This is a genomic window from Verrucomicrobiia bacterium (assembly GCA_036268055.1).
In the GTDB taxonomy this organism is placed as follows: Bacteria; Verrucomicrobiota; Verrucomicrobiia; order Limisphaerales; family Pedosphaeraceae; genus DATAUW01.
Window position 1 is genome coordinate 24,106 of sequence record DATAUW010000024.1, and the last position, 12,594, is coordinate 36,699.

At 55.8% G+C, this 12,594-nt stretch carries 6 protein-coding genes; 3 read left to right on the forward strand and 3 right to left on the reverse strand.

Features of this window, described 5'->3' with window-relative positions:
- The first annotated feature begins 109 nt into the window (after nucleotides 1-109).
- The 3 genes from VH413_15310 (at nucleotide 110) to VH413_15320 (ending at nucleotide 2,295) form a co-directional block, all read left to right on the forward strand.
- The gene (locus VH413_15310; protein HEX3800061.1) at nucleotides 110-406 is read left to right on the forward strand and encodes a DUF883 family protein; all 297 of its coding nucleotides are present in this window, start codon (nucleotides 110-112) and stop codon (nucleotides 404-406) included.
- A gap of 72 nt (nucleotides 407-478) precedes the next feature.
- Nucleotides 479-1,831: a sigma-54 dependent transcriptional regulator gene (locus tag VH413_15315; GenBank protein ID HEX3800062.1), complete on the forward strand. Its 1,353-nt coding sequence runs from the start codon at nucleotides 479-481 to the stop codon at nucleotides 1,829-1,831.
- A 38-nt stretch (nucleotides 1,832-1,869) separates the two neighbouring features.
- Nucleotides 1,870-2,295 (forward strand): response regulator, encoded by a 426-nt coding sequence (locus tag VH413_15320; GenBank protein HEX3800063.1) that lies wholly within the window; start codon nucleotides 1,870-1,872, stop codon nucleotides 2,293-2,295.
- 70 nt (nucleotides 2,296-2,365) lie between these two features.
- Here VH413_15320 and VH413_15325 read toward each other — a convergent pair whose 3' ends face one another.
- From VH413_15325 to VH413_15335, 3 genes are all read right to left on the reverse strand, one after another.
- Nucleotides 2,366-6,517 (reverse strand): Ig-like domain-containing protein, encoded by a 4,152-nt coding sequence (locus VH413_15325; protein HEX3800064.1) that lies wholly within the window; start codon nucleotides 6,515-6,517, stop codon nucleotides 2,366-2,368.
- Between the two features lie 199 nt (nucleotides 6,518-6,716).
- A complete protein-coding gene (locus VH413_15330; protein ID HEX3800065.1) occupies nucleotides 6,717-8,144 on the reverse strand; it encodes a Gfo/Idh/MocA family oxidoreductase in 1,428 nt (475 codons plus the stop codon).
- A gap of 44 nt (nucleotides 8,145-8,188) precedes the next feature.
- The gene (locus VH413_15335; protein ID HEX3800066.1) at nucleotides 8,189-12,520 is read right to left on the reverse strand and encodes a glycoside hydrolase N-terminal domain-containing protein; all 4,332 of its coding nucleotides are present in this window, start codon (nucleotides 12,518-12,520) and stop codon (nucleotides 8,189-8,191) included.
- Between the last annotated feature and the right edge of the window lie 74 nt (nucleotides 12,521-12,594).

Genomic DNA, 12,594 nt, shown 5'->3' on the forward strand with positions numbered 1-12,594 from the left:
GTGGCACGATTCCAGCAATGACAAATTCAGTCCATGCCAGTCGTCGTGCTGACCCGGTGCGAGGCTGGTGCAACCGAAAAAGTTTAACCAAAGAATAGAGGATATTAAAATGAGCAAAGATACCAACGGCATCAAGGAAGCCACCCAAAATATCGCCGACGATACCCGCGAACTTCTCGCCGCCACCGCCGATGTCGCCGAAGAAAAAGTTGTCGAGGCCCGCAATCGCCTCCTCGCCGCGCTCGACGCCGCCAAGGACACGTACATGGTCGTCCAAAAGAAGGCCATCAAGACGGCCAAGGCCACCGACAAAGCCATCCACGAAAAACCCTATCAAGCCATGGGTATTGCCTTTGGCCTGGGTGCGTTGGTCGGCTATCTCATCGCCCGTCGCAACAGCAAATAATCAATCTCGCGATTCATCGGGCCAGCCGCCCGGTGAATCATTCCGGCAAACAACCTCGCCCAGTAAATAATTATGGACTTTCTGGTAATAGACGACGACAAAACTTTTCGCGACGCCACCTGCCTTCTCATTGAGGAGGAAGGTCATTACGCCCAGCCCTCCGCCACCGGCGAAGCTGGTCTGGCCAACCTGAAAGAAGACAAATTTGACGCCGTGCTGCTTGATGTGAATCTTGGCCGCGAGAAAGGTCTCGACGTCCTCGATCAAATCCTCAAGCAGTATCCGAACCTTCCCGTGGTCATGTTCACCGCGCAAGGGACCGTCAAGACCGCCGTCGAAGCCATGCGCCGCGGGGCCATGGACTTTTTGGAGAAGCCTTTCACTCGCGAGCAGATGCACACCGTCCTCGCCCGCTTGCAGCGCTTCAACCAGATGAGCCAGAACATCGAGCGCCTCGAACAGGAAGTGAAGGAAACGCGCTCGCAAAATCCCGAACTGCTGCTCGACTTTGCCACGCCCGTCATGCGGGACATCATGGGCGTCCTGGTCCGCGCCGCGAAAACCCCCGCGTCCATCCTCATCACCGGCGAAAGCGGCACGGGCAAAAGCGTCCTCGCCCGCGCCGTTCATGAGCAAAGCCACCTTGCCGACAAACCTTTCGTCACCGTGAGTTGTCCGAGCCTTTCCAAGGAACTTCTCGAGAGTGAACTTTTCGGCCACGTCAAAGGCTCCTTCACCGGCGCTATCAAGGATCATTGGGGCAAGGTGAAAGCCGCCGCCGGCGGAACGCTGTTCCTCGACGAAATCGGCGACCTGCCCTTGGAAATCCAACCAAAACTTTTGCGCCTCCTCCAGGAACGGGAATACGAGCGCCTCGGTGAAAACGTCACCCGCCAGGCCGACCTCCGCATCATCGCTGCGACGAATCGCGATTTGAAAAAACGCATGGCCGAGGGACTTTTTCGCGAAGACCTTTATTTTCGCCTTAACGTGATCATGGTGGACATGCCGCCGCTCCGCGCCCGCCACGGAGATTTGCTCCGCCTCGCCAATCATTATCTCAAACATTTCTCCGCCCAATGCGGACGTCCCGTGCCCGAGTTCTCCGAAGCCGCCACTAGCCGCATGCTCGGTTATTCCTGGCCCGGCAACCTCCGCGAATTGCGCAACGCCATCGAACGCGCCGTCATTCTCGCCAAGGATAATAAAGTGGACGCCGAAGATCTGCCTGGCGATCTCAACGGCACCTCGCACAACGGCGAAGAAACTTTGCAGCCCGGCGCGCTGGTTTCTCTCGAACAACTCGAGGAACTCCACGTCCGCCGCGTTCTCGAGCGCACGTCCACCGTCACCGAAGCCGCGCACGTTTTGGGAATTGACCAGGCCACGATCTATCGCAAGCGCAAAAAAATGGGCTTGGGTTGATTCCACTCAAATTGATTTCACCGCCAAGAATTATTTGAATGAAAACCGTCCTTCTCGTAGAAGACAGTCCGGACGATGCCTTCATGATGGAGAAGGCTTGCCAAAGCGCCGAGATTCCCCATGAACTTGTTCACCTCACGGACGGCGCCGAGGCCATTGAATATCTTTCCGGCAAGGGCGATTACGGCGACCGCCTCAAACATCGTTTGCCCGACCTCATCTTCCTCGACATCCGTATGCCCCGCGTCGGTGGACATGAAGTGCTCGAATGGGTGCGCCAGCAACCCAGCTTTCAGAGCCTGCCCGTGATCATGCTCACCAACTCCGATCATCCCAAGGACATTCACCGCGCCTACGAACTCGGCGTCACCTCCTACCTCCTCAAGACCGGCGACCCCGTCGAACTCATCATGGGCGTCCGCGTCATCCTCAAATACTGGCTCTGCCTGAACATCGTCCCCTAATTCTTTTCGAGGGGAGGGCGAAGCGTACTCGCGAGCCCAATTTAAATAGCCCTCACAACTTCGTTTTCTATCAATGCACCAACCGATAAAAGAAACTTGTTCCTCGTGTTATCAGCACCGTCGCGCGAAACACCACCCCATCATTCGGAATGGTCCCGACGACATTCACCCATTGCCCGGGCGTTAAATCCAAATTCTCCTGTAATTGCCAGCCGCTGAACGCCACCGGCCACGTGATATTCAGTGAATTTCCAACTCGTGTGACCGAAAGCGTCGGCGCCGCCACGCCCGACACCGTCGGCGTGCCATCGCTCCCAAAACTCACGCTCGTCCCATCGCTCAATTTCAACACGCCATTCGTGTAACTCATCCCCGAAACCGTCTCCGAAAAAACCGTCACCAATTCCATTGGCGCGGTCGAACTCGCAAACTGTAATTGCATCAGCGTCCCGATCAAGTCGCCGCCCAAGTCATGATCTTCACCGTACGAAACATTCACTCCCGCTGGATACAACGTCGAAATATGCAACGCCCCAATCTGGTTCCCGTAAGTGGTGTTCTGCACCGCGTTCGTCAACCCGATATGAAATTGCGCGCTCAACGCGTCCGTGTCATGCCGGCGGCGATGCAGATCGCGCACAATTAAAGTCCCGGGCCGCAGATGCACCACTTCGCGGATGAGATAATCCAGCGGATTCGCCGGGTCTACGATGCCATCGTCATACCGGTTAGTCGGCCACGAAGATTCAAAACGCATCACCATCGCCGAATAAATTCCATTGTCGCCCAGGAAAGTATTTTGGTTATTGCGGCTCAATGCCGGTTCCTGGCCCAATCCATTCACCAGGTAAGTTGAAAACGCCGGCGTCCCCAATTCACCGTCGTCATTAAAATTATCCGGCGCGGCGTATGCCGCCGGAGCCACCAGCACATTCGTCCCGTGATACAGCCGCACATCACCGTCGTCCGCTCCGTAATGATCTCCCGCGTAACTCATGTTCTCCGTCGAAACAAAATACCCCTGTGGGTCTGTGAGCGACGAACGCGAAAAAAATCTTCCCGTGCCCGTGTTGAAATACGAAAGCGGCAACGCGCCCAGTGCCGGAGGCGTCGCGTTCGTCGCAAAAATCATTTCGTAAAACGCATCGCTCGAATGATTTTGCTCCGCTCCGAAATCCTGCGTCGGATTCGCGTTCATGTTCGAGTAGATCAGCGAGGCAAACGCCCCTTGGGTGGTGGTCGTCGAAAGCACCGCCAGCATCGAAGGCGAAGTTTTGTGATCATAATCGCTCGTGAACGCGCCATACGAACGTGTTTGGCTATAATCCGGCGCGGTCATATAAAGCATCCCGCGCGGGAGTGATTGCAGCCAATCGAAATCCGCTCCCCAATCTTCACCCACTTCGCGAAGCGCAGTATTGACCAGCGATTCTTCCAGCACTGTATAAGGCCCGTAATTTCCCCCTTCCGGCCAGTCGCCGCCTGCCGTGCGATCATTGAGCACCGGCACTTCGTTGGTTAATTTCGCGCGCAATATCCCAAGCAGATAATCGTCCGTCGGATTGTCCCCCGCCGTCGCCAGCGCCGTCAGCGTCAGTCCCTGCAAATTTCCGCTGTAATAATTATCCGTCGGCGTGGAGACATCGAATCCCGGCCCCGGACTTCCGTTCGTCACATTGTCGGGAAAGCCCGGTGTGTTGTACCAGTTCAGCCAATTCGTCGCCACGTTCACGAGCAATGAACGCTCCGCTGGTGTGAATTGGTCATACATCCAATCATACGCCAGCATCATTTCCGCAAGGTCGTAACGGATGTTATAACCGTCGTCCCCGTCGAAGTTGCGCAACCCGTTCGCATAACCCATCGCCATGTTCGTCGTCAGCGTATGCGCCGCGCCCGCCGCCATCGCCGCCATCGCCGGGTCATCTACTTTGTGCAACTGATACGCCAGCGCGAGCGTCGGGATATAACCTTCGGGATTATAAACCTGGTCCTCGAACTCCACCGAAAGCACATCGGGAAATTCCTGAAGTCCCGCCAGGAAAAAATTCAAACCCGCCTCATAACGCTGCCGCGCAAAATCCGTCGAGGGCCGGGCTTGAATCGTCGCCAACCGCGCTGGGCTTAAATAAATCCGGGGATGCGGCATCGCTGCAATCGTGCTCGCCGCCACCGGCGTTGGCGGTTTCACAACGCTCAGATTCGGAATGGAAATATTCGTCACCGGCACATGGCTGCCATCAAAAGCGCGAATCTCCAGCGTGCCGCTCCCCGCCGGAATGGCCGCCACCGAAAACATCGGCTTGAAAAACGGAATCGGCGACCCATACGCATGCGCCTCCTCCGCCAACCCCGTTCCGCTCGGATCAATCAGCGGCAACGGCGTCCCATTCCAATAAGCTTCGATCTCGCGAATGTTCGAGTTGTACGGAATCGCAATCGCCGGTTGCACAAAATTCATCAGCCGCGGCACTTGCGCATTCGGCACACCCACGCTGAACAACGGCGTCAACGCGCCCGGACTCGCCTGCGCATCGCTCACCACCGGCGTAATAAATTCCGTCGGCGTCGTTCCGCCCGAACCGGTCAGTCCATCTGTAAACTGGCTCGGCGGAACGGGTGCCGTCACCATGATCGTCACCGGCGCTGAGGTGGAACTTCCCCCATCATTGTCCGTCGCCACAGCCGTCAACGTATGCGAACCAACCGCAAGATTCGTCACCGAGACTGAGTAAGGCTCATTATCCGCTTCGCCAATCAATCCACCATCCGCAAAAAATTCCACACTCACCACCGTGCCATCCGAATCGCCTGCCAATGCCGCCACGGTCACCTCCGCCGCTTGCGCAAAAATTTGTCCGGCACCCGGCGACGTCAAATTCACCGTCGGCAACTGGTTCGGCAAACCCACGTTCACCGTTGCCGTTCCAGTAATCGCTCCCGCCTGCGCCCGCACTTGAAACGGCCCGCCCGCCGTCGTGCCCGCCGAAAATAATCCCGTCGCATCTATCGTCCCGCCGCCTGTCACCGACCACGCGATGGTCTGTTGCGATGCCAAAGCATTCCCAAATTGATCTTCCTCCACCGCTGTAAATTGTCGCGTCGTGTTGGTCACCACTTTGGCCGACGCCGGCGAAACTGCGACTTGCGAATAAACTCCGTTCACCACCACCGCGACCGAACTCGTCGCCGTCAATCCCACCGCATTCTGCGCCACCACCTGCAACGTATAATTTCCCGCCGCGCTATAAACCGCCGTCGAATTCTTCGCCGCGTTATTTCCATTCGGCAAAAATGTCGGCGATGCCGCGACCGCCGGTTCCGAAGCCGCCGACCACGTGTAAGTCAAATTCGTTTCGCCATGCGAATCGCTTCCCAACACCGAAAGATTATTTGAAACGCCGCTCGCCACCGGATTAGGCGTGGCCGAAGCCGCCGTTGCAATTCCCGGCGGCACTCCCGGCACATACGAAATCGTCAACTTCGGCCGGTACGCCGGATTATTCGTGTACCAAGATGCGAACATCCGCACGTACACATTCGTATTTTCATTCACCAGCAGCACGCCTTGATCCGACGCCGCGCTCACCGCCCACGTTTGCACCACCGCCGGGTCCAGCGCGACCGTCATCACGTCCGCGCCGTTGCCCGCGAAATTAGTCAGCGTAAAACTTTTTCCCGCCACAATATCCGTTCCCATTCCAAACGCCCCCGGCACCGCCCAATCCGCATTCGTATCCCGATGCACAAATCCAACTCCATTCTGCAAACCTGCCGATGCCGCGCTCCAAGGCGCCAGCACGTAATACCCATTCAACGACGGCACCGTGGAATAATTCTCGAACGTCATCTGCAACGTCGCCGACTGCACACTCGCGCCCGGCGGCAAATTCAAACTATCGAACCGCAATAACACCCGCGTCTCATAATCATGATCCAGTTGCGGATCGCCGACGACATACGGCGATATGATCAACAACTCCCCGTCACTGAACGCATCATGATATTCCGTCGAACCATTGCCGCCCGTATCCACCGCGTCCTGCGTAGAAATCCCTACCTCCGATGTATTCGTATAACCATTCACTCCATCCTGAAACGTATTCGTCACCTGCGCCCGAGCCAGCGGTAGCCAAAAAAACATCGCCAGCGCCGACACTCGCGCAACCCGCCTGCTCCAGCCAGCCCAAGTCTTACCCGAGCAATAGATAAAATGGTTCATAGAATTAGGATTTCCTGTTGATCGCCTGCCAAATAAGTTCATCACAGATATATACGTCCGTCCCCAAAATCAAGACGCATCGGATTGCCCCCTTGGTTTTCGCAAAGTAATAAAAAATCCGCCGGACAGTTATATAAACCATCCGGCGGCATTTATCTGACCCGCCTCCCATAAATTAACCCTGCTCCGCCAACTCTTTTTACACCCGCCACCCCTGCCGGATGGCCCGTCCAATCCATGCGTTCAACTCGGGAATATTCGCCACCTTCATGTTCGCGGCGTCCCACTCTACTTTGCGACCGCGTCCCGCGTGCTGCGCCAGATTTCCCAAAAGCGAAAACTCCGTCAGCCGCGCGCCATATTCAAAAGGCGCCGAAGTGTCCGCGCGTCCTGCCAGGCATGTGTTGATGAAGTCTGAAAAAATATCCTTGGGTCGCGGCAAGGTTTTTGCCACCGCTGCGGCGGACTGCATTTTTTCCATCGGGACGATGTGCATCCGGTCGCCGTACGGCCCTGTATAAATGACCCCCTTCTCGCCAACGTACAATGTCCCGTCCGTATCGAATTGCTCATCGGGATATTGCTTCTGCAATTCAGCCAGCAGCGGCGGAATATTTCGCGCGCTTCCCTTCGCGGCTTTGTTCGAGCCCTGCGGCATCGCCGTGGTCGTCTGGTTCAGCCCTTCATACCAATAAACTTTCACCGCCGCCATGTCGCCGCGCGCCGGGCAATCCCACCGGATGCGGCTGCCCAGCGGATAACGCTCATCGCTTCCGCCGCGCACCTCCTCCATTTCGATGCTCAGCGGATGCTCCAATTTTAACGCCCAAAAAACGCCATCCAATATATGGCAACCCATGTTGCCAATGGAGCCGTTCCCGAAATCGTACCACCCGTGCCACTCATGCGGATGCAAGTCGGAATGAAAATCCCGGTACGGCGCCGGCCCGATCCATGCGTCCCAGTGCATCCCCGCCGGCACCGGCAAGATTGGTGGTCGCGGCCCCACCCCGCCGTTCGCGCGGTCCGTCCAGCTATGCGTCTCGGTCACTTGTCCGATGGCTCCCGACCAAATGTATTCGCACAAACGGCGATAACCCTCCATGCAATGCCCCTGATTGCCCATCTGCGTGGCCAGCTTGGGATTATCTTTCGCAAGCAGGCGAAGTCTGCGCGCATCCGCGATGTCATGGCACAATGGTTTTTCGCAATAAACATTTTTGCCAGTTTGAAGCGCGATGGTTGTGGCGGTCGCATGATGATGATTGGGCGCGGTGATAAAAACCGCATCCACATTCTTGCCAATCTTATCGAACATCTCGCGATAGTCGGTAAAGAACTGCGACTTCTCCGGGTCGAGATTGTTTTTCTTCAACCACAACTTTACCAGCCGATGCTGCCGTTCGTCCGGGTCCACGAACGCATAGGGAACCTGATGCTTGCGCCCAATCACTTCCTCGATGTGCGCCGTCCCACGCCCGCCACAACCGATCTGCACGCAATTTAATTTATCCAGATGCGATGAAGCTTGCGCATTCACGCGTGGAAGAAATCGCGCGGTGGAAACTGCCGTTGCGGCAACCGCCGCGTGTTTGATGAACGAACGCCGGTTAAGAGAATTTTTCATGTGGCTTTTATTTTAATTTGGTTTCAGAAAATTTATTGCTTCACTCACGGTTGTTTTAATTTCAAATGAAAGAAGAGATTATTTCCCGCCGGAGTGATCGTCGTTTGATTCGTGCTGTTTTGATTGACGACCGTATTCGTTATCGGTGTCCAAACGACGGGTGGCGTTAGATTCGTAGTGGACTCCATGATGAATGCGGCGTCTGGTGTCGGCCACGCCAGATTGATCGTTCCATTCGCGCCCGGCGTGGGAATCAACTTCAACGGCAGCGTCGGCGGCGCCGCCGGATTGCCATAAACCTCGAATTCCGCGAGCGTATATCCCGTGCCGCCGCCGCTCTGTATTCCTTGCATCCGCACATAACGCCCCGCCGTCGCGAGTGTGATATGATCCGTGCCGCCCAAACCGCTCGACGTTTCATAAACATTCGTCCAATTCATCGCGTCGCCGGAAATCTGGATATTATACGATTGCCCGTAAGTCGTCCCCCAAACCAATTTCACTCCCGTCAGATTTTGCACCGTCCCCAGGTCAACATAAATCCATTCATTCGCCGTTTTCGCGGAAGTCCACGCCGTGCCGCGAACACCATCCACCGCATTGCTGCCCGCGCCGCCTCCGCCCGCTGACGAAACGGTCACGGGCTGATTCAACGCAAAATTCGTCTGCCCCAAAGTAATCGCAATGCTCGTGCTCACGCCTGCGTTCAGTTGAATCACTCGCGCTTCCGGTCCCAGCGGCGATGAATCAATCGCGCCGCCGCTGACGCTCATCGAACCAATCCCGCTGCGTTCAATCAGCGTGAGGCTTTGGTCAATGTCCGATAGCAGCGTGCAATTCACCGTGCCGGCATTCATATTCCAGGCGAGGTTTTGCACCGTCACGCGATTGCGCCCTTTCACGCCGGAGATCGCACCTTGATCAAGGGTTTGTGGCAACGCGGGTAATAACTCAAGAACGCCCGGGCTCGATGCGATGAGCATTTCCATCATAATATCCGGCATGGTATTGCAAGTGTCCGTGCAAAACGGCGCGCCGTGGCTCGTGTAATGCGAGGTCGCCAGCGTGTTGAAATAAAAACCCTGTTGCAGCAGGAAAAGAATTTTGCGATTCACCGCCAGCGCGTCCTTCAACCCCGCCGCGATCAGCGCGCTATGAATCCAGCCGTGGCCCGCGTTCTCATAATTGAACGCATCTTTTTTCGCCAGCGTGATCACCGCCGCTTTGAACCAGGCCGGTGTTTTTTCGGGCGTGATTTCGGCGTAAGGCCACACCGTGAGCAGGTGGCTCGAATGCCGGTGATTATAATTATCCGCGAGTCCCGGCCAGTCCCATTCCTGCAACGCGCCATCGGAGTTGATTAGGTACGGCGGAATTTTATCCAGGATGGCCGACCATCGCTCCACACCCTGCCCCGTGCCTTGTTCGAGTCCCAGCAAATTGCAGGTCTGAATCAACGCGGACAAAGCGAACTTCGCGCCTGAAATATCAAACGTGGAATTGTTCACCAGCGAAATGCCCAATCCCGCCGGCTGGTTCTCCGGCGAAACTGAACCCGCAAAAATATAATTTCCATTCGTATCCGTCAGCGTGAGAAAATCCTCGTAAAAATTCCCCATCGGTTGCAACAGCGGGTAAAGTGTGTTCGCAAGAAAATTGGTGTCACCGGTGACGAGATAATGTTCCCAAAATGGATATAGCAGCCACGGCACTTCGCCGGTCGCATATTGATACGGATAAAATGTGCTGATGGAACCCTTGAGCCCATTTGTGCCGGGTGTATTGCCCGAAGAAATCAGGCCTCGGCAGCCCAAAAGTTTCGCCGCATTCGTCTTGAAATCATTCGCCCAATCTTCATTGATCGCAAAATAACCGGCCATCGCTTCCGGCAGATCGCCAATATTGCCGCCGCCGATTTGCAGGTTCAAATTCGCATCCATGTTGTAGGCGAAAAATCCCGTGTCGTTCACGTCCCCAGTCCAAATGCCGTACAAATCCGGCGGTGTATTTGAACTGCTGCTCGCGAGGTAATAATAACGGCCCGCATCAAACACTCGTTCCCAAAGCGCCTTGACCGCCGTGGATGAATTCGTCTGCATCGCCAGTAAAGTTTCATTCGCGCGCGCGCGGTCGGCGGTGGCCGCGTTCAGGTTGATTTTGACGCGATCAAAAATGGCTTGATGCACCGCGACATGATTCGACAGGAGCGAATTATAATCTGAAGGCAGCGCGGCCAGTTGATTTTGCAAAAGTTGCTGGCTCCATTGAAGCACCGCGTTGGTATAATATTTTGCGGTGCGCGAAAGCAGCAAAACGGAGTTCGCATTGCTGACGTTCAAAACCGTTCCATTGACCGACGCCTCGCCACCGGAAACGACCACACGCATCACACCTTCATACCCTGCCCCGCCAGTGTTTGCCGGATAGAGCACGCGCATATTGAGAAAGCCGGTGCTCGCGAGATTTGTGAAAACCATTCCTGACGGCAGGTGCATGCCCGGATCGGTCGCAAGTTGCAGCGAGCATGTCAGCGTGCCCGTGGTCGGCGCCGTGAGATATTGCACAACGACATTATCGGGCCGCGAAACGAAACTCCGCCGCAACCAGTCACCGCCCGCATCGCTCCAATTCACCGACACTTCACCGGTTTCAAAATTGCAACTGCGCGAATAATTGCTCACCACGCCGTTCGTCGGAATATTGATCAGCAATTCGAAACCCGGATGCCGATTATTTTCGCCGCCAGCCATCGCTTTCGGCGCGGATTGCGCAAGATTGTCCGCGTCCGAATAATCCCCGGCGACACAATCGCTTTTGATCGTCGCCAGGTTCGCCGCGCTGACTTGCAAAAACGAACGAAGTAAACTGTTCGTACTCGCCGCCAGGCAAAATCCGCGGTCTTCAAAAATAATCGCGTCACTAAGCGGATTGCCAAAAACCATGATGCCCATTTGTCCATTGCCCGAGAGCATGGCATTGCGCCAGTCGCTATACGTGAGCGGATAAATGTAAGAAAGGCCGGTTCGTTGCGGATTAAAGTCCGACGCCACACCGACGGTGATCGTCGCGACTTGGCTTGTCGCGGAGCCAAGCGCATTCGTCACGATCAACCGATAATCCGCCGCGTCAGCCACGGAGAGCGACGCAATATTTAAAATGTTCGTTTGCGAACCCGAGATATTACCGACGTCAGTCAGGTTCGCGAATGTTCCGTTCGTTCCCTTCTGCCATTGATAAACCAGTGGAAGCGCACCTGAAACCACCGCCGTTAATTGCGCCGCGCTTCCCACGTTCAAACTTTGCGAAACCGGTTGCTGATTAATGCCCGGCCCCAGCAAAGGCGGCGGGCCAAACGGCTGCACCGTGATCGTCCCCGAACCGCCCGCCATAAAATTGCTCGGGAAACTCACCAATAATTCGGAATAATTATGCGTTCCCGCATTCAGCAGAACGCCGTCGATATTCACCGCCGTGAAAATACAATTTTGATGCAGCATCATTACACCGCCATTGGTGAGCGTAAGTGTCCCCGCGCTATTCAAGTCATAACCCGGTTCTAAAATTGCGCCCGCTAGATTGGGAAATGCCGTTTGTGCCGTCGTCGCGCCGGGAACCGGCGAGGTCGCTTGCGGCATGTCATTCGTGTAACCCGTATAACCGGGATCCACGATGACGCTGTTTGTTCCCAGCGAACCCGGCGCCGCGCCTTGCAACCATCCGCATTGAATAATCCATTGCCCGGAAAAAGTATTCGACGAGTTGGAAATGATCTGCGGCGTCGAGATTTCGTCATTGATCAAAACCAGGTTCGCCGAACCACTCAATATCCCGGCGATATTCCATTGCCGGTTTCCCGAGTCCGTCTGGAATCCCCCGCCCGCGCCGCCTGCCGCGTCTGAAATATACGATTGGTGCGTAACCAGGATCGTCCCATTGATGACGAACGGCAAAGGTTCGCTCTCGCCTGCGTTGATAAGGCCGCCGTTGAGAATCAACCCCGGATTGCCATTCACGCCGGGAAAATTCAATACAGCGCCACTGTTGCCGCTCTTTTCGCGCAACTCGCAATTCACATCCAGCGTAAGCGAATCACCGGGAAAAGTAGACGACGCGCCGGACGGATTTCGCACGCGCGTGTTGTTCGCCGCGTTGCCAAGCCCAACGCCATTCGCGATCATGGCATAATTATTTCCCGCGACCGGAGCAAGCATCGGCCCCGAAATCACTCCGGCAATATTTGTCTGCCAGATGGCCGGTGTACTCCAATTCTGTCCCGACGCCTCGACCGTTGTGGTGGTCAGATTTGCGCTCCACGCTGCTGGAACGACAATAGCCAGGCCGGCTAAAAAAACTGCGGCGCGCAGGTTCGAATTCATCTTTCTAATATTTGGTTACTCAATCGAAAAAACGGGGCGCCAGCCGCCAAGCCGGCGCCCCTGCTCCATCTTCA

What these genes read in the sequence shown, in the direction of transcription:
- VH413_15310 (HEX3800061.1), top strand. Translation starts at nt 110, where the DNA reads ATGAGCAAAGATACCAACGGCATCAAGGAAGCCACCCAAAATATCGCC.
- VH413_15315 (HEX3800062.1), top strand. Translation starts at nt 479, where the DNA reads ATGGACTTTCTGGTAATAGACGACGACAAAACTTTTCGCGACGCCACC.
- VH413_15320 (HEX3800063.1), top strand. Translation starts at nt 1,870, where the DNA reads ATGAAAACCGTCCTTCTCGTAGAAGACAGTCCGGACGATGCCTTCATG.
- VH413_15325 (HEX3800064.1), bottom strand. Translation starts at nt 6,517, where the DNA reads ATGAACCATTTTATCTATTGCTCGGGTAAGACTTGGGCTGGCTGGAGC.
- VH413_15330 (HEX3800065.1), bottom strand. Translation starts at nt 8,144, where the DNA reads ATGAAAAATTCTCTTAACCGGCGTTCGTTCATCAAACACGCGGCGGTT.
- VH413_15335 (HEX3800066.1), bottom strand. Translation starts at nt 12,520, where the DNA reads ATGAATTCGAACCTGCGCGCCGCAGTTTTTTTAGCCGGCCTGGCTATT.